This window comes from Klebsiella sp. 28 (genome assembly GCF_018223905.1).
Taxonomy (GTDB): domain Bacteria; phylum Pseudomonadota; class Gammaproteobacteria; order Enterobacterales; family Enterobacteriaceae; genus Klebsiella; species Klebsiella pneumoniae.
In genome coordinates, this window is the sequence record NZ_JAGRQY010000195.1 from 1 (window position 1) to 24,241 (window position 24,241).

At 54.8% G+C, this 24,241-nt stretch carries 24 protein-coding genes and 4 pseudogenes; 21 read left to right on the plus strand and 7 right to left on the minus strand.

What is annotated here, in order from left to right:
- The first annotated feature begins 60 nt into the window (after positions 1-60).
- Together KHQ28_RS25370 and KHQ28_RS25375 are read left to right on the plus strand one after the other, a co-directional pair.
- A complete protein-coding gene (locus tag KHQ28_RS25370) occupies positions 61-1,074 on the plus strand; it encodes a Gfo/Idh/MocA family protein (RefSeq protein WP_032418447.1) in 1,014 nt (337 codons plus the stop codon).
- Between the two features lie 440 nt (positions 1,075-1,514).
- On the plus strand, positions 1,515-1,721 hold the full coding sequence (locus KHQ28_RS25375; RefSeq protein WP_071844617.1) for a hypothetical protein: 207 nt from the start codon (positions 1,515-1,517) through the stop codon (positions 1,719-1,721).
- Between the two features lie 84 nt (positions 1,722-1,805).
- Here the strand turns inward: KHQ28_RS25375 and KHQ28_RS25380 are convergent.
- Positions 1,806-1,928, minus strand: a pseudogene (locus KHQ28_RS25380) (3-hexulose-6-phosphate synthase); the annotation flags it as partial.
- A gap of 145 nt (positions 1,929-2,073) precedes the next feature.
- On the opposite strand from KHQ28_RS25380, the gene lysC reads away from it, so the two are divergent.
- From lysC to KHQ28_RS25415, 8 genes and pseudogenes are all read left to right on the plus strand, one after another.
- Complete coding sequence (gene lysC / locus KHQ28_RS29340; protein ID WP_071994320.1) at positions 2,074-2,364, plus strand: Rz1-like lysis system protein LysC; 291 nt, start codon at positions 2,074-2,076, stop codon at positions 2,362-2,364.
- 36 nt (positions 2,365-2,400) lie between these two features.
- A pseudogene (locus tag KHQ28_RS25390) lies at positions 2,401-2,747 on the plus strand (phage tail protein).
- Entirely contained in the window at positions 2,740-3,189 is a 450-nt protein-coding gene (locus KHQ28_RS25395; RefSeq protein WP_032418444.1) for a phage virion morphogenesis protein, read from the plus strand. Before KHQ28_RS25390 ends, KHQ28_RS25395 begins: the two are co-directional and overlap by 8 nt.
- Before the next feature lie 21 nt (positions 3,190-3,210).
- Positions 3,211-3,756 carry a hypothetical protein gene (locus tag KHQ28_RS25400; protein ID WP_123836165.1) on the plus strand — a complete coding sequence of 182 codons (546 nt, stop codon included), beginning with the start codon at positions 3,211-3,213 and terminating at the stop codon, positions 3,754-3,756.
- Between the two features lie 9 nt (positions 3,757-3,765).
- Positions 3,766-4,815 carry an adenylate/guanylate cyclase domain-containing protein gene (locus KHQ28_RS25405; protein WP_227509741.1) on the plus strand — a complete coding sequence of 350 codons (1,050 nt, stop codon included), beginning with the start codon at positions 3,766-3,768 and terminating at the stop codon, positions 4,813-4,815.
- A gap of 15 nt (positions 4,816-4,830) precedes the next feature.
- Positions 4,831-5,124, plus strand: coding sequence for a hypothetical protein (locus KHQ28_RS29345; RefSeq protein ID WP_227509740.1), 294 nt, complete (start codon positions 4,831-4,833; stop codon positions 5,122-5,124).
- 109 nt (positions 5,125-5,233) lie between these two features.
- Positions 5,234-5,869, plus strand: a pseudogene (locus tag KHQ28_RS25410) (phage baseplate assembly protein V).
- A pseudogene (locus tag KHQ28_RS25415) lies at positions 5,866-5,968 on the plus strand (baseplate assembly protein); the annotation flags it as partial. The pseudogenes KHQ28_RS25410 and KHQ28_RS25415, both read left to right, overlap by 4 nt.
- Here KHQ28_RS25415 and KHQ28_RS25420 read toward each other — a convergent pair.
- A complete protein-coding gene (locus tag KHQ28_RS25420) occupies positions 5,968-6,132 on the minus strand; it encodes a type II toxin-antitoxin system CcdA family antitoxin (protein ID WP_071844616.1) in 165 nt (54 codons plus the stop codon). The pseudogene KHQ28_RS25415 and the gene KHQ28_RS25420 overlap by 1 nt on opposite strands.
- Positions 6,133-7,085: 953 nt before the next feature.
- Between KHQ28_RS25420 and KHQ28_RS25425 the strand changes: the two genes are divergently transcribed.
- The 3 genes from KHQ28_RS25425 (at position 7,086) to KHQ28_RS25435 (ending at position 9,350) form a co-directional block, all read left to right on the plus strand.
- Entirely contained in the window at positions 7,086-7,961 is an 876-nt protein-coding gene (locus tag KHQ28_RS25425) for an integrase domain-containing protein (protein ID WP_032418442.1), read from the plus strand.
- A 247-nt stretch (positions 7,962-8,208) separates the two neighbouring features.
- Positions 8,209-8,790 (plus strand): ComF family protein, encoded by a 582-nt coding sequence (locus KHQ28_RS25430; RefSeq protein ID WP_032418441.1) that lies wholly within the window; start codon positions 8,209-8,211, stop codon positions 8,788-8,790.
- A 2-nt stretch (positions 8,791-8,792) separates the two neighbouring features.
- A complete protein-coding gene (locus KHQ28_RS25435; protein WP_032418439.1) occupies positions 8,793-9,350 on the plus strand; it encodes a hypothetical protein in 558 nt (185 codons plus the stop codon).
- Between the two features lie 602 nt (positions 9,351-9,952).
- On the opposite strand, the gene KHQ28_RS25440 is transcribed toward KHQ28_RS25435, so the two are convergent.
- Positions 9,953-10,753: a hypothetical protein gene (locus KHQ28_RS25440; protein ID WP_032418438.1), complete on the minus strand. Its 801-nt coding sequence runs from the start codon at positions 10,751-10,753 to the stop codon at positions 9,953-9,955.
- A 124-nt stretch (positions 10,754-10,877) separates the two neighbouring features.
- Entirely contained in the window at positions 10,878-11,762 is an 885-nt protein-coding gene (locus KHQ28_RS25445; protein ID WP_032418437.1) for a LysR family transcriptional regulator, read from the minus strand.
- Between the two features lie 211 nt (positions 11,763-11,973).
- Between KHQ28_RS25445 and KHQ28_RS25450 the strand changes: the two genes are divergently transcribed.
- The gene (locus tag KHQ28_RS25450; protein ID WP_032418435.1) at positions 11,974-12,546 is read left to right on the plus strand and encodes a flavin reductase family protein; all 573 of its coding nucleotides are present in this window, start codon (positions 11,974-11,976) and stop codon (positions 12,544-12,546) included.
- Between the two features lie 10 nt (positions 12,547-12,556).
- Here KHQ28_RS25450 and KHQ28_RS25455 read toward each other — a convergent pair whose 3' ends face one another.
- Positions 12,557-12,919, minus strand: coding sequence for a helix-turn-helix domain-containing protein (locus tag KHQ28_RS25455; RefSeq protein WP_002914181.1), 363 nt, complete (start codon positions 12,917-12,919; stop codon positions 12,557-12,559).
- Positions 12,920-13,252: 333 nt separating this feature from the next.
- On the opposite strand from KHQ28_RS25455, the gene oqxA reads away from it, so the two are divergent.
- Positions 13,253-14,428: a multidrug efflux RND transporter periplasmic adaptor subunit OqxA gene (gene oqxA, locus KHQ28_RS25460; protein ID WP_002914189.1), complete on the plus strand. Its 1,176-nt coding sequence runs from the start codon at positions 13,253-13,255 to the stop codon at positions 14,426-14,428.
- Positions 14,429-14,451: 23 nt separating this feature from the next.
- Positions 14,452-17,604, plus strand: coding sequence for a multidrug efflux RND transporter permease subunit OqxB20 (locus KHQ28_RS25465; RefSeq protein WP_021312368.1), 3,153 nt, complete (start codon positions 14,452-14,454; stop codon positions 17,602-17,604).
- Between the two features lie 69 nt (positions 17,605-17,673).
- On the opposite strand, the gene KHQ28_RS25470 is transcribed toward KHQ28_RS25465, so the two are convergent.
- On the minus strand, positions 17,674-18,153 hold the full coding sequence (locus KHQ28_RS25470) for an Rrf2 family transcriptional regulator (protein ID WP_000888203.1): 480 nt from the start codon (positions 18,151-18,153) through the stop codon (positions 17,674-17,676).
- 413 nt (positions 18,154-18,566) lie between these two features.
- Positions 18,567-19,478 (minus strand): LysR family transcriptional regulator, encoded by a 912-nt coding sequence (locus KHQ28_RS25475; protein ID WP_002914199.1) that lies wholly within the window; start codon positions 19,476-19,478, stop codon positions 18,567-18,569.
- A 115-nt stretch (positions 19,479-19,593) separates the two neighbouring features.
- On the opposite strand from KHQ28_RS25475, the gene speB reads away from it, so the two are divergent.
- From speB to KHQ28_RS25500, 5 genes are all read left to right on the plus strand, one after another.
- Entirely contained in the window at positions 19,594-20,544 is a 951-nt protein-coding gene (speB, locus tag KHQ28_RS25480) for an agmatinase (RefSeq protein WP_032418434.1), read from the plus strand.
- Positions 20,545-20,554: 10 nt separating this feature from the next.
- Positions 20,555-21,418 (plus strand): TIM barrel protein, encoded by an 864-nt coding sequence (locus tag KHQ28_RS25485; RefSeq protein WP_211777725.1) that lies wholly within the window; start codon positions 20,555-20,557, stop codon positions 21,416-21,418.
- Positions 21,415-22,482, plus strand: a complete 1,068-nt coding sequence (locus tag KHQ28_RS25490; RefSeq protein WP_004145695.1) for an isopenicillin N synthase family oxygenase — start codon at positions 21,415-21,417, stop codon at positions 22,480-22,482. The genes KHQ28_RS25485 and KHQ28_RS25490 overlap by 4 nt, the downstream gene beginning before the upstream one ends.
- A gap of 19 nt (positions 22,483-22,501) precedes the next feature.
- A complete protein-coding gene (locus KHQ28_RS25495; protein ID WP_029602232.1) occupies positions 22,502-23,305 on the plus strand; it encodes an ABC transporter substrate-binding protein in 804 nt (267 codons plus the stop codon).
- Between the two features lie 30 nt (positions 23,306-23,335).
- The coding region (locus tag KHQ28_RS25500) for an amino acid ABC transporter permease (RefSeq protein ID WP_211777726.1) at positions 23,336-24,241 on the plus strand (906 nt) is incomplete at its 3' end.

Here is a 24,241-nt window from a genome sequence, read left to right on the forward strand (position 1 = left end):
GGCCGCTGGCGGTCATCATCGGCTGGCTGTTTTCCCTGGGCTTATTCTGAGGACTCACTAATGAACAAAATCAGAGCCGCCGTGGTCGGCGCAGGTATCTACGGCAAACACCATATGAACGCGTACCGCCATAACCCGGACACGGTGCTGGTCGCCATCTGCGACACCGACACAGAACGCTGTGACGACCTTGCCATGGCCTACGGCGTAATCGGCTACACCCGGCTGGATGTCCTGCTGCAGGAGGAAGCTATCGACGTGGTCTCGGTGGCGACACCGGACCCGTACCACACCGAATCCATCCTCACCGCCCTGCGCCACGGCAAGCATGTGCTGGCGGAGAAACCGCTCGCCACCTCAGTACGCGAGTGCGAGCTTATCGTGGAGATGGCGCAGCAACGGGACCTGCTGGTCGGCGTCGATTTCCACAAACGCTGGGACCTGGCGGTGATGCGCATTAAGGCTGAACTTGAGAAGCCGGAAGCCGGGCGCATCCTGCGCGGGCATATCAGCATGGACGACGTGATTAGCGTGCCGACAGAGTGGCTGAACTGGGCGGGCGCAAGCTCCCCGGTGTGGTTTCTCGGTTCCCACTGCTTTGACCTTGTGCGCCACCTTTCCGGACAGGAGGTGGTGTCGGTGTATGCCGTCGGGCAGAAGCGGCTGATGGTCGAATGCGGCCTCGACACCTTCGACAGCGTGCAGAGCCTGCTGACGATGGCCGACGGCAGTTCGTGGGTGGTGGAAAACTCGTGGGTGCTGCCGGAGGGCTTTCCGAAGGACAACGACGGACGTATCGATATTCTCTGCGAGGCAACGTATATCCGCAGTACTTCCCAACATCTCGGGCTGGAAATCACCACGCCGGGCATGACGCTCACGCCCAACAGCTATTTCATCAACTACCGCAACGGCATCGCCAGTGGTTTCGGTATCGATCCGATAAACGACTTTGTGCGGGCGGTCAGGAACCGTTCACCTTACCCGGTCACAGCGGTGGACGGACTGGCGGTCAGCCGGATTTGCGAGGCGGTGCATCGCAGTCTGAAGAGCGGAAAGCCTGAAAAAATTTGAGCTACTGGCGCGGATAGTTCTCTGCGCCAGTTTCGTACGATTTTATTAAGCTCTATCCACGCGTCACCATAAAATCAGACGTCACGCTCCCACTATCAAACCAAGTGTCCCAACCTCCATCTGCTGGAATAGTAATACGCGTATGCTTTGCCACAGCAATATTCACATACTTAGTATATTTAGGGAAAGCATACGTTTTTCTCTGTCGAACCAACTGACTACCGTGTTTTGGATAATGTTATTTATTTCATGCCCTATATTTCCTTCGATACATAGGAAAAATTATTCTTTATAAAAAATCGCAAAATTTTCCGACTATTTGTTTGCGCTACCACACATTATAAAAATTGGATGAGCGGATAGTGTTGTTCGGGCGCATGAAAGCCTCTCCGCGTCAACTCGATAAAACTATCTGAAAGCCACTATATGGGGATTAAATAATGGAATCTGAGCATGAAGCTATCAATATTGCATTAACCATTGAAAATGGTGTTGTTACCAATGTTCGCCAAATTCGAAAAGATGAACATATAGCCTCTCTGGAAACTTTTCTCTGGATAGTAAAGCGCGCTGGCTATGAGGTTGTTCCGCCTCAAGAAAGCACTCAAGATCCAGAAAATATCAAGGTTCTCGCTGAAGTCGAATAAATGAATACATTGCCCAGAATGATTAAATTGTATGTACAACTGTAATCAGGAAATCAGGCGCAGAGTTCCCCCTGCGCCTTCACTTCAGTGATGCTGCAACAACACCTGCGAAATCTTCCTCGCTTCATCAGCAGGATCCGCTGCATGCGTGATCGCTGATCACACAATCACCACATCCGGGCCTAACAGCGCATAGTCCTTTAAAGTCGCGGGTAAGCAAAAAACGGTTATCAGCATGCTGAAAAGCCAGCTCAAAACCGCCCACCGTATCAGTGGTGAAAACGAAACCGCTCAGGTCTTACTGCGTGGTGAACTCATCAACGCCGGGAACAGACTATAACGAGGTTACTCAATGAGAATGAACAGATTCGCCGCTGGTACTGCGCTGATTTGCCTGATGCTGTGCGCCGGTTGCACCAGCGCGCCGCCTGTGCCGACGCCGGTGATTGTTTACAACGCTTGCCCGAGGGTCAGCCTTTGCCCGATGCCGGGAAGTGACCCGACCACCAATGGCGATCTGAGCGCGGATATACGCCAGCTCGTAAGCGCCCTCGAGGGCTGCGCGCTTCAGGTCAGAACGGTAAAAAACTGCCAGGACAAAATCGATGTACAAGCCAAAGAGTCTGCGAAAAGCCTTAACTGACACGCCGTGCCTGATTTGGCGCGTAATCCCGAAATGATGCGTATCTTTATCGATAACGGAAAACTGGCCTCGACGCTGGCGGCGTCGCTGTCGTTTGAAAATCAATACACGCTCAATGTGGTGGTGACCGACTTCACCGGCGATATCGAGCTGCTGCTCGTGCCGATTCAGGCATGGTTGCGCATCCATCAGGCCGACATTATGACGACCGACGAGGGTCGCAAAAAGGCTTCCCCTATTTTGCCGATATCAACGACAACGACAGCGCCGATATCAGTATCAGCCTGATGCTGACCGAGCGCACCATCGTCAGGGAAGACGGGGGAAAACTGCATATCGAGACAGTGCCGAAACCTCAGCCCCTGAGCCGCTCGTATGAATGACTTTAAACCGTTCGACGATAAGCTCGCCGGGCTGATTGCGGCGCTGTCACCGACCGCCCGGCGCAAGATGGCCGCAGATATCGCGAAGCCCCTGAGAGCCCGACAACAGCGCCGGATTAAAACGCAGAAAGCGCCCGACGGCACCCCATACGCCGCACGAAAACGCCAGCCGGTGAAAGCGAAGAAAGACCGGGTTAAGCGGGAAATGTTCGCGAAACTCCGCATCAGTCGCTTTATGAAAGCCACGGCGGGAAATGATGTGGCGGTTGTGGAGTTCACTGGCAAGGTGCAAAGGATGGTGAATGTGCATCAGTACGGGCTTAAGGACAAACCTAGCCCTAATAGCGGCTCTGTAGAATACCCTGCACGTATCTTGCTTGGATTTTCGCCTTCCGATATTGACTTTGCATCCACAAAGATTGTTAATTATCTATCGGAGTGATCTTAAAAATGCGAGGTGCCAGTGCGAAAATTAAGCAAGGGGAATGAAGGCGCGATAGACAAAAAAATTGAATTAATGATAAAGGTTATTATTCGTACTGACTCTTATCTAAACTCAGCAAACACTAAGTCTACTATATTACTTAGTTTGTCATCAGCACTATTAGTTGCTCTGTCTGTAAACTTCAAGAACATCACTGGTATGGTGATAGTTGATTCAGATAAAGCTGTTCTTGCTGTTCTGATAAGTTTAATGATTTTTTTACTAATAACGTCAATTGTTTTCTCGCTTAGAGGTATTACTCCATATATTAAACCAAGTACGGTAAGTAACACCTTTTCATTTGTTGATATTTCAATTAATTTCCATGAGTTACATTTATATAAAGAACGTTTTAATTCAGTATCTAAACTGGAGTATTTAAATGAATTAATTTCATTAAATCATAATTTATCCAAAGCGCTCGTTGCAAAGTATAATAAGCAGATTACTGCAATAACCTGTATTGAAGCAACTGCGTACGTCCTGTGTTTTTCAGTGTATATGATTATTATAGCTAATTGCTAAGAGGGGTTTATGTCGACTAAAAATATATATTCTAATTTGGAAAAAAGCTTAGAGAAAACTATTTCTGAGTCCAGGAGTATACGGTTGCGTGATTCTGGCTATATTTCTGAGGCAGCATCGAGTTCCCTTGCAGGGATGGAAAATCTAGATAGTAGATATGATTTTGTGAAAAGCTCTGTTGCCTTAGAAAGCGTGCGTGCTGATTCTAATGAACAACATTACGGGATAACTGAATTAGTGAGGCATAATTTTGGAAAGCATGGCCGATTAATGCCAAGTTTTGGATGTCATCCTGATTTCGATAATATGGATGAAGGAGAGTTGAGAAATGGCTACTCAGTTACTATGTTTATGGATATCATTGGCTCCACTAAACTTGGTGTAATCTTCAGTCCTGAAACTGTTTTTAAAATAAAAAATGATATTATTAGATGTGCAATAGAAACAGTAAACTCTTTCGATGGACATGTGCATCGTATTATGGGTGATGCTGTGATGGCCTTCTTTAGAAGTGATAAGTGCGAGAGAGAAGGTCGCATTGCAGACAGTGCCATTGATGCATTGAATTGCGCGACATATTTAATCGATATGTTTAAAAGTACGGTAATCCCTAAACTAAATGAGCTGGGGGTAGATGAAAATCTTGGCATACGTATAGGAATCGACTATGGAGCACATGACCAAGTTATCTGGGGTAAATATGGTTATATGGAAAGTCAGGAGGTAACTGCTACATCTTTTTTTGTCGACGTAGCAGCTAAACTACAACAAAAGGCACCGAAAAACTCGATTATGATAGGTGATAGTTTAGCAAAACTTTTAGGCTTTGATACCAATCAACTGGCAGTGAGAACAAAAATAAAAAATAATGAAGAGGTTTCTCTTCATTATATCACCCCGAATTATAAGGATGCGTCGGGGAAATCAATTAATTACAGGCAGCATCTTTTAAAGAATGAGTCATACTACAAGCTTTTGCCAACAGGGATGCTTGATAGTGATTTCTATATACGAGCCAGTCTGAAAAGGGACAAAAACGATCCATCTGATGATAATTAGATTTCTTGCTCTCGGGTGGTTAGAAAAGGAATGGGTATTTCATTTAAGGGGTATTATCATTCTACGATCACTTACGACAACCCCAAATTTAAATTTAGAGTAAAAAATACTGGAGCGGAAGCGGCAGATGCTGAGAACAATGGAGATCATTATTTTTTTGAGCCTGCAAAGTATTCAGATGGTAGATATTTCGCTCCGCATTGGGAAGATACAAAATATAAAGGCCTTCATCATATGTATGTGTCTTTCTGGGATGGTGAACAACTAATTGAACCGGAAAAATGCTTCTCAGTATTCATAAATGACTGACTGCCTGTAGCGTTATCAACGCCAATCTTTATTCTTGACCCTTGTTGTGCCCTGACTCATCAAATTAATACAAATTGCCGCTCAGAACTCTGGGCGGATCCTTCAATGTATGAATACTCGCGCAAATCTTCAGGACGCTTTACGTCTCCTACGCAATCTGATCCGCACCGGCGTTATCGTCGAAGTTGACCTCGATAACGGGCGCTGCCGTGTCCAGACTGGCGGCATCGTTACCGATTGGCTTCAGTGGCTGACGTCGCGCGCTGGTCGCTCTCGCACGTGGTAGGCTCCCTCTGTGGGCGAGCAGGTTTTACTGCTGGCCGTGGGCGGCGAGCTCGATACCGCCTTTGTGCTGCCCGGTATTTTCTCTGATGACTACCCCGCACCGTCGGCATCGGCTGATGCATTTCACATTACCTTTCCTGACGGGGCGGTTATCGAGTACGAGCCGGAGACCGGCGCGCTGACCGTAAGCGGCATAAAAACCGCAGACATTACGGCGTCGGATTCCATCGCCGTGACGGTGCCGGTGGTGACGGTGAAAGCGGAGACCCGCATCACCCTCGACACCCCAGAGGTGGTCTGCACCAACAAGCTGACGACCGGGTCACTCGAGGTCACCAAAGGCGGGACGATGAAAGGCAATATTACCCATACCGCCGGATCGCTTTCTTCAAACGGAAAAGTGCTTCATCTGCATAAACACCCCGGCGACAGCGGCGGTGAAACAGGGACACCACTATGACAACACGTTACATCGGCATGAACCGCGAGACAGGGCGCGCTAACACTGACGTTGAGCACGTCGGTCAGGCCGGTCGGCTCTCGCGTGATGCGCCGCGATTAGTCACCACTAAAATGCCCGTACTCAGCATGGAAGCTGTTTAGCGCCTCCAGTCCTTCCTGATTTTCTTCTTGCCAGGGAGAACTGGCCTGCTTTTTCGCTTCTGGATCAGAGGGAACTGCGTTCGGCATCACAGTAACATTCCGCGTGGTGCGTTGTATCATTCTGCATCCCCACTCTGTTCGTTTAAGTATTTTAGGTACGGCTGAGATAGCGTGGTTTGAACCATCAGAAAAATTTAAAATCTACGCCCGCAAAGGCTCGCTTTAGCGAGCCTTTGCGGGCGGCATTTCCGGATAATTATTCATGAAAGCCTCACCAAAGATGCAAAACAGCATCGCTGCGTATACGTAAGCATCGGGTTCACAACTCGCACAGAATCCTTCCTGCCATGGCATTCTCTGGACAATATTTTCCTAATCTTCTGATGCTCATAAAACCTCATACTGCATCATGATGATAAAGTTATTTATTATCAGTGTATTATGGAAATAAATCAGCTTGACCATCGTATCCACAGTGCTATTTTTACGGTAACTACCGCAGTCCTGGGACTGCACCCGAGACAGCCATGACCTTAGAGGACTGTGCCTGGCTGCTATGTCAGGTTGGTCAAGCCCTTAACCCCGCAAGCCGGACAATACGGCGGGGGCGTCTCTGACGCAGTCCGGTCGTTGTTGCTGCTATAACCTGTGCCAACAAGAGGCAGGTTGGTACCGCGTCTTTAGACGGAGCGTATCTCTGCGCCAGTAAACAGGTTGCCTGAAACGGCGGCGCGTCACTTTGGAGGCGAAGCAAAACAAAGTGACGCCGACGCACACCGCTGCGCCAGCCGCCGTCTTATCAGGCTTATCGTTGTATTTACCCTCTGACGCCATCATTTCTGCGTCAAAAAGATAACAAGGAGGAATGAACAGTACCGGAGGCGGATCACGACGATCCGGGGGCATCCCTGCTGAGGCAGGCGGCCTGCACACCGTGCAGTACCGTACCCCACCATACCTCAACTCTCGCCTTCCGGCGCACCGGTATTGTTCAGCATGGCGCAGTTTTTTACTGCGACAGCATCCACCACGCGCCGGAAAATATTGCTACCGCATCAGGCGGAGGAGTCAGTATGTCGCGACTGGCACTGGATATGAAAAAACTGGCACACCGCGCAGGTGGCAGCCACAAAACCGTCCACGACCGCGAACGGATGGCGCAGCGTTTTGCCCGTCATCTGCTGACGCAAAATATTCAGGTCACCAGCACCAGCCAACTCAAAGCCAGACACATTGCAGGATATATTCATGAACGGCTGGCACAGGGGATTTCTCTGCGAACACTACAGAATGAAATGGCGATGGTGCGCTCCATTCTGGCTGAAGCCGGACGCACACAACTCAGCCAGTCAGAATTAATCAGCAACCAGTCGCTCGGTATCAGTGGTGCCAGCCGTAACGGGACTCACCGGGCCATTCCGGATGCACTTTACCATCAGGTACTGGACCGGGTTCATCATATCGACGTAGGTCTCGCAGCCAGCCTCCAACTGGCGCGGGTGATGGGGCTGCGCGGTCAGGAAGCGGTACAGTGCTGCCAGTCTCTGAAAACCTGGGATAAACAGCTGGAAAAAGGGGCTGAACGTCTGCCGGTGATCTTTGGCACCAAAGGCGGACGACCGCGTATGACGCAGGTGATTAATCAGGAAGCTGTTCGTCAGGCCGTGAAAGAGGCGCTGAATATTGCCGGGGAGCGTGACGGGCATCTGATTGACAAACCGGATCTGAAATCAGCGATGGACTACTGGCACAACCATCTCCGCGATGCCGGGCTGACGGGCGAATACTCTCCCCACTCCCTTCGCTATGCCTGGGCACAGGACGCGATCCGCTATTATGAGGAACAGGGGTTAAGCCACAAAGAGGCGCTGGCGGTAACCTCAACGGATCTGGGCCATGGAGACGGGCGAGGAAGGTATATTGAGCAGGTGTACGGACATAGTGCGTAAATACATCCGAACGATCTGACCTTAACAGACGTTGGCTCGAATAATGCCTCATCGAATACCCGCTACTGATGCCAGTAATCTTCGCGCTATACAGTATATTTCCCCTCGCCAGAACTCGACCTTCTACTATTTCAATAGCCATCGATGATGTGATACTTAGAGTTCAATCGCAAAAAACTCCCCTTTAACTTTCAAGAAGTTCAACCAGGTGTAATCTTTATATTTTTTACACAGCAAGGATTAACTAATGGATGTCAACCTGAAACAAATTGATGGTAATTGGCAGCTAGGTTTTGCAATGGATAAGCACAGCATTCGCAGCATTCCAATCGGAGAAGACGAATGGGGACATATGCGATTCGAAACAGAACGAACGGAAGTCGGTGAAGCACTTTTCCAGTTGAAATATCGGAATGATTGGTCGCAAGTCACTCCTCTGGCCCAATGCCTGGCTGATAACGCCTACCCCAACTTCGACAACATCGGCTTTATCGTGCCCATGCCAGCATCAAATCCAAGAGATCGACAACCTGTGACAGAGATTGCTCAGGAATTGGCAAGATTAGTTGATAAACCCTGTTTTGATGGCTTACTACGGAAAGCTCCTGGAGGGGCCTCGTTAAAAAACTTAAGTTCAAAGGCCGAAAAGATCGAAGCAATAGGCGATTCGTTCTCGGTACAAGATATCATTAGCAATCAAGGATGCTGGAACGTACTTGTTATAGACGATCTGTATCATACAGGGGCCTCCATGGAGGCTGCATGTGCTGTTCTAAACGGGTATGCTAAAGTAAGAAACATATATGTAGCAGCTTTGACCTGGAGATAACGATGACTACGGTATTTGTTGCAGGCTCGATAACCATCAAAAACCTCGACACGCTTATCGTGGATCGCTTGAAAAAAATTGTTAACTCACAATTTCAGATAGTTGTTGGTGATGCCAATGGTGTCGACTCATCTGTGCAACGAGTGTTGGTAGACCTAGGGTGCAGACAAGCCACCGTATTCAGCAGTTCCGAAAAACCACGCAACAATCTTGGTTCATGGCCTGTACATGTTGTAGATACAAATCATGCCTCAGGCTCCCGTGCGTTTTTCACTGCCAAAGACCTCAAAATGGCTGAAGAGGCAGATTATGGCTTAATGGTTTGGGATGCGAAAAGTACAGGCACTTTGAGCAATGTTATCGAATTACTGAAGCGTAAAAAATATTCGGTTGTCTTTGTGAATAAAGCCAAAAAATTTTTTATTATCAAAACGCCCGAAGATTTGGATGCTCTCCTTGATTGCATGACATCAGCCGCTTTGGAAAAAGCTGATGAAAAAATCAAGTTACGCGAAAAAGTAAACCAGCTAAAAAACGAACAGATGCAGATGTTTATGTGAACAATCTGGTAATTTTTTCCGACTCAGCTATGACGGCAGTTATCAATAGCGAGAGTGTGAAAGGTGCGCCAGGGAACCTTTTCAGGTTCATTCGAACTTATCGACAGTGGGATTGAAATTTTAACTTTTGCTTATGTTGACCACAGAAATAAACATGCCATATTTCAGAAACCAATAATAATCTTATAAATCATTAAGTTATAAAAATCCCTTCCATATCAACATCATCGCCACCCTTTTTGCGCCTTCCCTTCGCCGCAAAAAATCAAAATCCTCAACAAACTCAATCACCTCCCCCACCAATTACAAGGACGCCAGCACCAAAATTCTCCATCGGTGATTACCGGAGTCATCCGATGAAGTCCTGAAAGCCCGCACGGCGCAAGCCCTGCGGGCTTTTTTGTGCCTTGAATTTATCCCGCGAAGTCCGAAGAGAACTCATTAAATCCGAACCTTTTAGGCCCATTGATAGGCCCAACGAAAAGCTCTGGTATTTTCACGTTACCGATACCCCGCTAGCCCCCCCTCTCAGAATTAGACCTCCCACGACACTCGCACAACCCTTTCACCCTCCGGCCGCGTCCGCGGCCGGAGAGATAGATTTACCCCTTGGCAGAATACACGTCCAGCATGGCAAGGACCGCCCGACGCGCTGCATCGTCTGCGATATTGTCAGGCAACGCATCAGCCCGCAGAGTGACATAAGCGTCAGCAGCCCTTCGAATGGCAATCCCGACGGAGTGACGATCGTGCGTTGCCAGGGTGGAAGTCAGCAGGCCATCGGGATCAATGCCGAGGGCTTCTATTCGACGAACGCCGCGTTGCGGTAGATTGGCGCGACGAAACAGCATCGGTCCCAGCACTTGTTCCCGGAAGAAAGACAGCATCCCCAGCGCTTCGAAGAGTTCCCCCCTGCCCAGTTTAACCACGGCATAATGCAGCCAGATCCAGGCCCGGGACTCAAACCACTCCGGCGTCATGTTCGGCCAGTGCGCGCTAAATTTTGCCAGCTGTCGCTTGAGAGCATCGTTATCACGGGTAAATAGCACGGCAGGCTCCTCAACGCGCTGAGTGAGCATGTCCAGGGTGATAAATTTCAGATCGACATGCAGAAGTTGCGGGCCAAACAGGCAGATCAGCAGGCGAGGCTCACCGACGTGTTCCCCGGTGAAAGCATGTAGCAGATGGCCGAGCGTTCCGGCGAACGCCATACGCTGAGCCATGATTTCGTCATAATAGAGAGGGTCGATCACCACCACGAAATCCAGATCGGAGTATTGATCAAACCCGCCATGGATAAACGAGCCGCCGGCGAGAAGGGAGTGGATCCGCGAATCAGACTGTAATTTAAGCTTAAGTTGCTCTGCAAAACTTCTGTGTAAATCGGGTAGCGTATTAAGCATACTTTTTCCTGTTCACAAAAAAGACAAAGCATTACAGAATATCGAGCGATTCATCAGCAGACCAGATATTTCTGCTGGAACCCTACCCTCCATCGCGAAGCGCTAAATGCAAGCAATACTCCCCTCAAACCACCTCGCTCATCCACTCAGCAAACGCCCGCACGGCGGGAGAGAGAAAGCGCTGGTGCGGATAGAGCAATGTGACGGGTACCGGGGGCGGCTGCCAGTCCGTCAGCACTTCCACCAGTCTCCCCTCTTGCAGGTGGTCAGCAACGATATTCTCCGCCAGCTGCGCCAGCCCAAATCCTGCCAGGCACATTTTTATATAGAGCCCCGTTGCATTCACCGCGGCGTTGCCGCTGACGGGTACAGAAAAGGTCTCGCCATGGCGAACGAAGCGGAACTCATCGGCCCGCCTCGCCTGACCGGAGAAATAATGCACAGCCCGGTGCTGAGAGAGCGCCTCCGGTGACGGCGGCACACCATATTCCCTGAGATAGTCCGGTGACGCGCAGGTGACCCAGCGAAAGCGGCCCAGAGGGCGGGCCACCAGGCTGGAGTTGTTCAGCTCTCCCGTTCGTATCACGCAGTCGACGCCTTCCTGAATGAGATCGACCTGGCGATCGCTGACGCCGATCATCAGGTAGATATCGGGATAGCGCCGGTAAAAGTCCGGCAGATGCGGCATGACGATGAAATGCGCGATGCCCGCGGGCATATCAACCCGCAGGCGCCCCTGAGGCCGCGCGACAGACTCGCTCAGGGTGGATTCACTATGTTCGATGAGGGCGAGAATTTCCCGGCACTGCGCCAGATACTGCATCCCTTCCGGGGTAAGGCTCACCCGCCTTGTGGTCCGGTTCAGCAGCCGTACCTTCAGGTATTTTTCAAGGTTTTTAATGGTACTGGTGACAGTGGAGGCCGGCAGGGAAAGGGTTTCCGCGGCACGCACGAAGCTTCCTGCCTCCGCGACGCGCATAAACATCTGCATAGCCTGAATACGATCCACCTTCTTTCTCTCCTGTAGCGAGCAGCTTACCGACATACGGCATGATTATTCGTGCATTATGAATAATGAAAACAATTTACGCACCTTTTTACGCTTAATCGCCTGGCGTATCGTTGCACGGTGGATTACGAAAGGGGGCCCGAAAATGAACATGCCCTCAATAAATATCCAGATAATCATTACGTTAAATAGCATGCACAAAGGAAAAACCATGTCCGTTCAGCCTGTCGAAATAAGTAAGGCCTATCGTTTATTGCAGGTCGGGTCCACCACCATGATTTCCGCAAAATATGATGGCGTCGAAAATGTCATGTCAGCCGCCTGGGTTGGGCTGGCAGGCGAGCGAAAAGTGGTGGCCTATATTGGCACCCAGGCTTTCACTCGTCAGCTGGTGGAAAAGAGCGGCTATTTCGTGGTGCAGATCCCCGTAGTCAGCCAGATGGCAACCGTCCTCTACGCTGGCGGGCGCAGCTATGCCGACGCGCCGGATAAAAATGACACCATCCCCTTCTTTTATCAGCCGGAATTTGATCTTCCTCTTGTGGCAGGCTGTGCGGGCTGGCTGGTGTGCAAAGTGATGCCCTACCCGGACATTCAGCAGCAACACAATCTGTTTATGGGCGATATCGTCGCCGCCTGGAGCGATGACCGGGTATTCCGCAACGGACACTGGATTTTTGATGATGCGCCGGAGGAGCTACGGACCGTTCACTATGTCGCAGGCGGGCAGTTCTATGCCATCGGCAAAGGCAGCAAATTCGATCATGGGCCGGGTCAGGACTGACCCTCCCCGGTCATGCGGATCGCTGACGAGATGTCTGCGCAACAGAGCGGCTGATACTCCGGCGCCAGACGCCGGGCGCCTGGCCGTACTGGCGCTTGAAGCTGCGGTTGAAGGACTGCTGGGAATCAAAGCCGAGGGCAATCGCCACGTTCAGGATCGGCTCGTTGCTGTGGGCCAAGCGTTCGATCGACTTTTGCAGCTTTTTCGCCCGAATATATTCTCCGAGGGGCTGCCCGGTATGTTCTTTGAAGATCCGCTGCAGGTGCCACTTCGAATAGCCGGCTCGTCGGGCAACGGTGTCAATATCCAGACGGCTATCAAGATGGTTGTCGATCCAGTCGATCAGATCCTGAATGATGGCGCCAGTGTTCATCATGTTACCCCCTCGCGGCCGGTTAAAAGCATCTTTGTCAGTTGCATTTAAAGGTGGCCTGTTTTTACACAAAATGCAAGTTTTATTGTTACATTTAAATCCACGCCGGGATCGCGGTTTTTTATCTCCCCCTGGACCGCACATAAAGTGCAACAATTATTCTTGCACTTATTTAAGCGCCTTCCTACAATCGCCGCGATAGTGTATTCGAAATTGTTACAGTTTTGTGGCGATGATCGACACAAATGGCCTTAAGCCAGCCCGGACAAAGGAAGTGGCGCGGCTTCTCACGCTGCGTCTTGCCCGGCGGCTACATTTACCGGAATAAAAATAATGAGCCTGCAAAAAACCTGGGGAAACATTCACCTGACCGCGCTCGGCGCGATGATGCTCTCCTTTCTGCTCGTCGGCTGCGACGACAGCGTCGCGCAGAATGCTGCGCCTCCCGCCCCGACGGTCAGCGCCGCTAAGGTGCTGGTGAAGTCGATCAGTCAGTGGGATAGTTTTAACGGTCGCATTGAAGCGGTGGAGAGCGTTCAGCTTCGCCCTCGCGTCTCGGGATACATTGATAAAGTGAATTACACCGACGGCCAGGAGGTGAAAAAGGGCCAGGTGCTGTTCACGATAGATGACAGAACCTATCGCGCCGCGCTGGAGCAGGCGCAGGCGGCGTTGGCAAGAGCCAAAACGCAGGCCAGCCTGGCGCAAAGCGAGGCGAACCGCACCGATAAATTAGTCCATACCAACCTCGTCTCCCGTGAAGAGTGGGAGCAGCGCCGGTCAGCCGCGGTTCAGGCGCAGGCCGACATTCGCGCCGCGCAGGCGGCGGTGGATGCCGCGCAGCTTAACCTCGACTTCACCAAAGTGACCGCCCCTATTGACGGCCGCGCCAGCCGGGCGCTGATCACCAGCGGTAACCTGGTCACCGCGGGCGACACCGCCAGCGTGCTCACCACCCTGGTCTCGCAGAAGACGGTGTACGTCTACTTTGACGTCGACGAGTCAACCTACCTCCACTATCAAAACCTCGCCCGCCGCGGGCAAGGCGCGTCCAGCGATAATCAGGCGCTCCCGGTGGAGATTGGCCTGGTGGGCGAGGAGGGTTACCCCCACCAGGGCAAAGTGGATTTTCTCGATAATCAGTTAACGCCGAGTACCGGCACCATCCGCATGCGTGCGCTGCTGGATAACTCGCAGCGTCTGTTCACGCCGGGGCTGTTTGCCCGCGTGCGTCTGCCGGGCAGCGCAGAGTTCAAAGCCACGCTGATCGACGACAAAGCGGTACTGACCGATCAGGATCGTAAATACGTCTATATCGTTGATAAAGATGGTAAAGCACAGCGCCGCGACATTACCCCAGGGCGGCTGGCAGACGGTTTACGCATCGTTCAGAAGGGGTTGAATCCTGGGGATAGCGTCATCGTCGACGGCTTACAAAAAGTGTTTATGCCGGGTATGCCGGTTAACGCCAAAACCGTTGCCATGACCTCCAGCGCCACCCTTAACTGATCCCTAATCAGAGAATCCAAGACATGGACTTTTCCCGCTTTTTTATCGACAGGCCGATTTTCGCCGCGGTGCTGTCGATTTTAATTTTTATCACCGGGTTAATCGCTATCCCGCTGCTGCCGGTAAGCGAATATCCGGACGTCGTCCCGCCGAGCGTCCAGGTGCGCGCGGAGTATCCCGGCGCCAACCCGAAAGTGATTGCCGAGACCGTGGCGACGCCGCTGGAGGAAGCGATCAACGGCGTTGAAAACATGATGTACATGAAATCGGTCGCCGGCTCCGACGGCGTGCTGGTCACCACCGTCACCTTCCGCCCGGGTACCGACCCGGATCAGGCGCAGGTTCAGGTGCAGAACCGCGTCGCGCAGGCCGAAGCGCGTCTGCCGGAGGATGTACGCCGTCTGGGGATCACCACCCAGAAGCAGTCTCCGACGCTGACCCTGGTGGTGCATCTGTTTTCGCCAAACGGTAAGTACGACTCGCTGTATATGCGCAACTACGCCACGCTGAAAGTGAAGGATGAGCTGGCGCGCCTGCCCGGCGTCGGCCAGATCCAGATTTTTGGCTCCGGTGAATATGCGATGCGCGTCTGGCTGGATCCCAATAAGGTCGCGGCCCGCGGTCTGACGGCCTCGGATGTGGTGACGGCGATGCAGGAGCAAAACGTCCAGGTGTCTGCCGGACAGCTTGGCGCCGAGCCGCTGCCGCAGGAGAGCGATTTCCTGATCTCCATTAACGCCCAGGGCCGTCTGCATACCGAAGAAGAGTTTGGCAATATCATTCTGAAAACGGCGCAGGATGGCTCGCTGGTCCGCCTGCGCGACGTGGCGCGCATCGAGATGGGTTCCGGCAGCTATGCGCTGCGCTCCCAGCTCAACAATAAGGATGCGGTCGGGATCGGTATCTTCCAGTCACCCGGCGCTAACGCCATCGATCTGTCGAACGCGGTACGCGCCAAAATGGCCGAGCTGGCCACCCGCTTCCCGGAAGATATGCAATGGGCGGCGCCGTACGACCCGACGGTTTTCGTCCGCGACTCCATCCGCGCGGTGGTGCAGACGCTGCTGGAGGCGGTAGTGCTGGTGGTGCTGGTAGTGATCCTGTTCCTGCAGACCTGGCGCGCGTCGATTATCCCGCTGATCGCGGTGCCGGTATCGGTGGTGGGTACCTTCAGCATTCTCTATCTGCTGGGCTTCTCGCTGAATACCCTGAGCCTGTTCGGGCTGGTACTGGCGATTGGTATCGTGGTGGACGACGCCATCGTGGTGGTGGAGAACGTCGAGCGTAATATCGAAGAGGGGCTTGCGCCGCTTGCCGCGGCGCATCAGGCGATGCGTGAGGTCTCCGGGCCGATTATCGCCATTGCGCTGGTGCTGTGTGCGGTGTTCGTGCCGATGGCGTTTCTCTCCGGGGTCACCGGCCAGTTCTACAAACAGTTCGCGGTGACCATCGCCATCTCGACGGTGATCTCGGCCATCAACTCGCTGACGCTCTCCCCGGCGCTGGCGGCCCTGCTGTTAAAGCCTCACGGCGCGAAGAAAGACCTCCCTACCCGGCTGATCGATCGTCTGTTTGGCTGGATTTTCCGTCCGTTTAACCGCTTTTTCCTGCGCAGCTCGAACGGCTATCAGGGGCTGGTGAGCAAAACCCTCGGACGCCGTGGCGCGGTGTTTGCGGTGTATCTGCTGCTGCTCTGCGCCGCTGGGGTGATGTTTAAAGTCGTCCCCGGCGGGTTTATTCCCACCCAGGATAAGCTGTATCTCATTGGCGGCGTGAAGATGCCGGAAGGGTCGTCGCTGGCGCGCACCGACGCGGTGATCCGCAAAATGAGCGAGATCGGGATGAATACCGAAGGGGTCGACTATGCGGTCGCTTTCCCGGGGCTTAACGCGCTGCAGTTCACCAACACGCCGAATACCGGGACGGTCTTTTTTGGCCTGAAACCGTTCGACCAGCGTAAACACACGGCGGCGGAAATTAACGCGGAGATCAACGCCAAAATCGCGCAAATCCAGCAGGGCTTTGGCTTCTCCATCCTGCCGCCGCCGATTTTAGGACTGGGTCAGGGTTCCGGCTACTCCCTGTACATCCAGGATCGCGGAGGGCTGGGCTATGGCGCGCTGCAAAGCGCGGTGAATGCGATGTCCGGGGCGATTATGCAGACGCCGGGGATGCACTTCCCGATCTCGACTTACCAGGCTAACGTGCCGCAGCTGGACGTGCAGGTCGATCGCGATAAGGCGAAAGCGCAGGGGGTATCGCTAACCGAGCTATTCGGTACGCTGCAGACCTATCTCGGCTCGTCTTATGTCAATGACTTTAACCAGTTCGGGCGTACCTGGCGCGTGATGGCCCAGGCCGATGGGCCATTCCGCGAGAGCGTGGAAGATATCGCCAATCTGCGCACCCGCAATAATCAGGGCGAAATGGTGCCGATCGGCAGTATGGTGAATATCAGTACCACCTACGGGCCGGATCCGGTGATCCGCTACAACGGTTATCCGGCGGCGGACCTGATTGGCGATGCCGATCCGCGGGTCCTCTCTTCTTCGCAGGCGATGACGCATCTGGAGGAGCTGTCGAAGCAGATCCTGCCGAATGGGATGAATATTGAGTGGACGGATCTCAGCTTCCAGCAGGCCACCCAGGGCAACACGGCGCTGATCGTCTTCCCGGTGGCGGTGCTGCTGGCGTTCCTCGTGCTGGCCGCGCTGTATGAAAGCTGGACCCTGCCGCTGGCGGTGATCCTTATCGTACCGATGACGATGCTCTCCGCGCTGTTTGGCGTCTGGCTGACCGGGGGCGATAACAACGTCTTCGTGCAGGTGGGTCTGGTGGTCCTGATGGGCCTGGCCTGTAAAAACGCCATTCTGATCGTCGAGTTTGCCCGCGAGCTGGAGATCCAGGGGAAAGGCATCATGGAAGCGGCGCTGGAGGCATGCCGCCTGCGTCTGCGCCCGATCGTGATGACCTCCATCGCCTTTATCGCCGGGACCATTCCGCTGATCCTCGGCCACGGCGCGGGGGCGGAAGTCCGCGGCGTCACCGGGATCACGGTGTTCTCCGGGATGCTGGGCGTGACGCTCTTCGGTCTGTTCCTGACGCCGGTGTTTTACGTGACGCTACGGAAACTGGTGACCCGCAGGAAGCCGGTCCAGGAGGATCTGCCCGCCTAGCCTGCAGCAGATAACAAAAAAACCGCCTTCACAATTTGAAGGCGGTTTTTTTTCGTCACCAGAAAATGATTAATGCGCTTTTTTAAAGCGGGCGATCATTTCCGGCACCGGGTCGCAGCCGCTGGTATCGGCGTTTTTGACCGCCTCCAGCGCGCTGGCCACGGTATGGCGAGCGAGGACGTTTAACGAAGCCTGCTCTGCTTCATCGGCAACCGATTTGAAGTACCAGCAGGCGTTGGCGCTGACCACGCAGCGGGCCGGGACGTCAGGACGCGACGCCCACAGTTTTTTATCTTCGATAACCGAAAGATAGATATCACGCAGGGTGATCTTGTCCGCCGGACGGCCAAGATGAATTGAGCCGTTGCGGCCAAGCGTGGAGACGATAATGCCGTCACGAGTTAGCGGAACCATTAGTTTACGGATAAAGCTCGGGTTCGCTTCCAGGCCGTAGGCCAGAATCGCACTCGTCGAACGTTCACCCATCTGCTCCGCCATTGCTACGCTGAGAACCATCTGCAAAGCTGTCGGGAAGCGGTAATCTAACATGGCAGTGTCCTGGGTTGCGGTGAATCTTGTTCTTTTTGGCACCGCAGAGGTGAATAATCAATGAACAACAATATAACAAATACGGGAATTTTTTTGAAGCAATCTGCGGTTAGCCTGCGAAGTAAATTTTCTGATTTCACGGGCAAAGGCGGGGCAAACACAGATTCCCTTTCGTACCGTTTTATTTAACGCAAACGCCATCCTTTGTTCCGCTAGCCACGCCCTGTCGCCCCGCGACCTGTCCACACCAGCGGCGCCTAACCCTGTGGATAACCTGGAGGCAGTTGCCTGGCAGCCGCAGCCCGGGCGGGCTACCGGCAGCCGTTCGTTTTTTGAACAGGGAAAACTCCCCCGCCGGGCTGCGCGCTGAGCGCCAGAGCCACCACCGCGGCGCAGGGAAGCGCCCGCCCCGCTTAATAATTCCACTTCGGCCGCGCCACCGTGTTTTTCTTCAGCAGGTCGCGGAACGCTTTCAGGTAGGGCTCATTGCTGCGCCCGCGCTTACAGATGGCCGAGAACGGCGACTGAAAGCCAAACTCGTTGGGCAGCAGCACCCGCAGGCGGTTCTCTTTGATCCACGGCCAGGCGTAATGCTCCGGCAGATAGCCAATATATTTCCCCGAGAGGATCAGCAGCAACTGGGCGTCGACGGTCTCGACGGTGGCGCTCCCTTTGCTGAAGCCCCGACGGCGGAGATCGCTGGTGTTCCAGTAGCTGCGGGTCACCAGCGGGCACTGGCTGATCTGCTCTTTATCGAGCTGGCGGCTGAAGAACATCGGGTGCAGATCGCTGCAGTAGAGCCAGTGCTGTTCACGGTACAGCGGCTCGCTGATGATGTTATGCACCTGCGAGTTGTAGCTGCCGATGGCCAGGTCGATATGGTTGTTCAGCACGCCGTTCAGTTGCTCCGCCGGGGTGCGGATAATCAGTTTGATATGCACATGGGGAAATTTGTCGCTGAAGCTGCGCAGAACCACCGGCAGCGAGAGCGCCGTTTCGGTCTCGATGGAGTCGAGCGTCGAGATGCACAGGGTGCCGCTGTGCTCCCCTTTGAGCAGCGCCGACTGCCGCTCCAGCTCATTGAGTTCGCTCAGTACGCGGATCGCCTGCTGTAAAAACTGCTGGCCTTTCTCGGTCAGAGAAAAGCCGCCGCGCCCGCGCTGGCAGAGGGTGAAGCCGAGCTGTCCCTCCAGCTGCGACATCGCATTGCTGATGGCGGAGACCGAAATACCCAGCTCCTGCTGGGCCCGGCTGTAGCTCTCCAGGCGGGCCACCGCCTCGAAAACCTGCAGCTGGCGAATATTGAGGCTGGCGTCGTGATGCATCGTATTTAGTTCACCAATAAATGAACTGAGTATTTACGCCAGACGATGTAAAGTCCAGCGCGGGTTGCGCACTATCTCTCCTGTTACGTTTCATCCGTCAGATTCAGGAGCAGACATGGATAACCTCTTTCACCAACCGCAGGGTGGCAATGAGATGCCACGCTTCGCCGGACGCGCCACAATGATGCGCCTGCCGTTTATCGAAGATTTACAGGGACTTGACGCGGCATTTGTCGGCATTCCGCTGGATATCGGCACCTCGCAGCGCTCGGGCACGCGCTACGGACCACGCTATATTCGCGCCGAATCGGTGATGATCCGTCCGTACAATATGGCGACCGGCGCCGCGCCGTTCGACTCGCTGTCGGTGGCCGACATCGGCGATGTGCCGATCAATACCTACAGCCTCCTCAAATCGGTGCAAATTATCGAAGATTACTACACCGGTTTGAATAGTTATCCGCTGATCCCGCTGACCCTCGGCGGGGACCACACCATTACCCTGCCGATCCTGCGGGCGCTGACCAAAAAACATGGTCCGGTGGGCCTCATCCACGTCGACGCCCATACCGACACCAATGATGAGATGTTCGGAGAGAAAATCGCCCACGGCACCACCTTCCGCCGCGCCGTTGAGGAGGGACTGCTCGACCTCAAACGGGTGGTGCAGATTGGCCAGCGCGCCCAGGGCTATGCCGCCGGCGACTTCCAGTGGGGCGTTGACCAGGGCTTTCGCCTGGTGCAGGCGGAGCAGTGCTGGCATACCTCGCTGGCGACGCTGATGGCCGAAGTCCGCCAGCAGATGGGCGACGGGCCGGTGTATCTCAGCTTTGATATCGATAGCCTCGATCCCATCTGGGCTCCAGGAACCGGGACGCCGGAAGTTGGCGGTCTGACCTCCATTCAGGCGCTGGAGATCGTCCGCGGCTGCCGCGGCCTGAATCTGATTGGCGCCGATCTGGTCGAGGTCTCGCCCCCCTACGACGTGAGCGGTAATACCTCCCAGCTGGCGGCCAACCTGCTGTACGAGATGCTCTGCGTCCTGCCCGGCGTGAAGTACGCCTGAGGACGCCGCCATGGAGCTGAAATGCTTTCGCACCCTCTGGGGAGTGACGACCTCCTGGCCGCAAACGCTGGATGAACTGCAGCGCGTCGGCTGCTGCGGTATCGAAGCCCGCGTGCCGTTAACGGTGGCCGAGCGGCGGCAGCTCGCCGACCGCCTGCAGGCGTCGGGGCTGGAGTATATCGCCATTCTTTTCAGCGGCGGCGGGGTGCTCCCCGCCCAGCATGAAACGCCCGAGCAGCATCTGGCGCGCCTGCAGACCCGCTTCGCCGAGGCCAGCAGCCTCAACCCGCGCTTTGTCAATTTGCTGGCGGGCAACGATCGCTGGCCGCTGGCGCAGCAGGTCGATTTTCTCGGCAAGGCGCATGAGCTGGCCGCCGGGTTTGGTTTGACCTGCAGCTTTGAAACCCATCGCGCCACCTCGCTGTACAGCCCGTGGCTCACCCTGGAGATCATTCAGCAGCTCCCCCAGCTGCGCTTTACCGCCGACATCAGCCACTGGGTGGTGGTCAGTGAGCGCCTGCTGGATGACCCCAGCGATGACTTCAGCGCCTTTATCGACCGCGTGCATCACGTGCAGGCCCGGGTGGGCTACGACCAGGGGCCGCAGGTGCCGCACCCGGCGGCGCCTGAGTATCAGCCGGCGCTGGCCTTTGCCGAGCGCTTCTGGCAGCAAATCTGGCGTTCGCAGCGCCAGCGCGGCTACCCGCAGACCACGCTGACCCCGGAGTTTGGCGCCGACGGCTATCTGCACCATCTGCCGTTCACCAACGTTCCGGTGGCCGATCTCTGGTCGCTCAACGCCTGGATGGCAACGCGCCAGCAGGCCCACTTTCAGCAGTTTTTAACGCTCACTGAACAGGAACCGCAGCCATGACCGCCGTGAAGCACGCTTTTACTGAACTCCCGACCATCGATATCCGCGATCTGGCCGGCGATGACCTCGCCAGGCGTCAGGCGGTGGCCGACGCCATCGGCCGCGCGGCGCGCGAGGTGGGCTTTTTCTACATCACCGGCCACGGCATCGACCCGGCGCTGATCGCCGGCGTCCGCGAGGCGGCGAAGCAGATCTTCGCCCTGCCGATGGAGGAGAAGATGAACTATTACATCGGCCACTCCAAAAGCCATAAGGGCTACGTTCCGGAAGGAGAAGAGATCTACGGCTCCGGCAAGCCGGACCATAAAGAGGCTTTCGATATCGGCTTCCAGGCAGCGGATGACCATCCGCTGGTGCTCGCCGGTACGCCGCTGATCGGCGCCAACGAGTGGCCCGATCTGCCGGATTTCCGCGCGCGGGTGCTGGCCTACTACGACGCGGTTTTCGCCCTCGGCCACCGTCTGTTCGACGCTTTCGCCCTCGCGCTCGGCCTGCCGGAAGGGTATTTCAAACCGATGGTGACCTGCCCGCCGGCTAAGCTGCGGCTGATCCATTACCCGTTCGACGCCAGCGTCGAAGATGTTCCCGGAATTGGTGCACACACCGACTATGAGTGCTTCACCCTGCTGCTCGCCGACCAGCCCGGCCTTGAGGTTCTCAATGAAGAAAGCGTGTGGATCGATGCACCTCCCGTCAAGAACGCCGCCGGAGAAGAGGCGTTCGTGATCAATATCGGCGACATGCTGGAAGTGCTCAGCGCTGGCACATTTGTTGCTACAGCCCACCGGGTGCGCAAAGTGCCGCAGGAGCGGTACTCCTTCCCGCTGTTTTTCGCCTGCGATTACCACACGCTGATCCGTCCGCTGCCGACTTTTCTCGCCGCCGGCGAAGCCGGTGAATATCAGGAGCTCAGCATCGGGGAGCATATGTGGAGCCAGGCCCTGCAAACCTATCGCTACCTGCGCGAAAAGGTCAATCGCGGTGAACTTCAGCTACCGGAGCGCGCGCGCGGCACCAATACGTTTGGCCATTTGAAAAAACAGGCACAGCAAAAAAACCCCTAACCACCCGTGAGGAACCATGATGACTAGCACCCTGAAAAAAATGTCGCGCCGTGTCGCGCTTACCCTCGCCGTCAGCGCCTGTTTTTCCCCTGTCACCCAGGCGGCGGAACTGCTGACCGAGGGCGTCTTTAAGGTGGGGATGGAGGTCACCTACCCGCCGTTTGAGTCTTATGACAGCAATAACAACATCGTCGGTCTCGACCCGGATTTCGCCGCGCTGATCGCCCAACATCTGCAGGCCAAACCGCAGCTGATCGACACCAAGTTCACCAGCCTGATCCTCGGCATCGGCAAGAAATATGACGCGGTGATCTCCGGGATGTACGTGACGCCGGAGCGCCAGAAGCAGGCCGACGCCATCCCTTACGCCCTCTCCGGCGCGTCGATCATTGCCCTGAAGGGCGGCGCGGTGCAGCCGAAAACCGAAGATGAGCTGTGCGGCGTGAAGGTCGGTCTGCAGGCGGGCACCACCTGGGTGACCAGCCTGAAAAAACACTCCGACGAGTGGTGCCTGAAAAACGGCAAACCGGCCATCACCATTCAGGAGTTCCCGACGGCGCCGGAAGCCTCGCAGGCGCTGCTGTCGAAGAACATCGGCGCTCAGCTTGAGATTGCCCCGGCAGCGCAGATCATTGTCGACAAGAGCCGCGGCCGCCTGGCGATAAGCTCTACGCGCCTGGTCTACCCGCTGCCGCTGGGGATCTACGTCGCCAAAGGCAACACCGAGCTGGCGGAGGCGATCAAGGCCACCCTGGCCACGCTGAAGGCCAACGGCCAATATGCCGCGTTGATCAAAAAATACAACTTAGAAAGCATCGATTAAGACAATAAGCACTGCGCAACAGGAGTCAGTATGGCGTTCGATTGGGGATACTTTTTTTCATTGTTTAGCATTGGGGCATTCTGGCAGGCGTGCGTGACCGTCATCGTAATCAGCACCTTGTCCTGGGGGATCGGCCTGGTGGTCGGTTTTCTGTTAGCCTGCGCGAAGCTCTCGGCGCCGCGCTGGGTCAAGATCCCCGTCGAACTCTATATCTGGTTTTTTCGCAGCGTGCCGCTGATGGTGCTGCTGGTGTTTGTCTACAACCTGCCGCAGCTGTTTCCTGTGACCCAGCCGCTGCTCGGGGTGCCGTTTATCGCCGGGCTGGTGTCGATGACCGTCACCGAGGCGGCCTATATGGCGGAGATCCACCGCGGCGGGCTGCTGTCGGTGGCCAAGGGGCAGAGCGAGGCAGGCCATGCGCTGAGCTTCAGCTTTATCGGCATCCAGCGGCTGATTGTGATCCCTCAGGCGTTTCGCATTTCGCTGCCGACGCTGATCAATGAATACATCACCATCATTAAGCTGAGCTCGATTCTGTCGGTGGTCTCCTTACCCGAGCTGCTGCTCACCGGCCAGCGCTTGTATGCGCAGAATTTCCTTGTGATGGAGACCCTGCTGGCGGTAGCGGTGTACTACGTGATGGTGGTTACCGTCTTCACCTGGCTGTTCCGGGTGTTGGAAAATCGTCTCGATATTCAGCGTAAGCGTCCGCAAACCCTCAGCGAGGCGGAATGCCAGGCGCTGCGCCAGAGCCTGCCGGCGCTGAGCGAAGAGAGCAATACCCCGGCCGTCAACGGCGCGCCGCCGGCGCTCGATCTGCGGGGCATTCGCAAATCCTGGGGGCAGCATGAGGTGCTGAAAGGCATCGATCTGCAGGTGGAGAACGGGGAGGTGATCAGCATCATCGGCCCGTCCGGCTCCGGCAAAACCACCCTG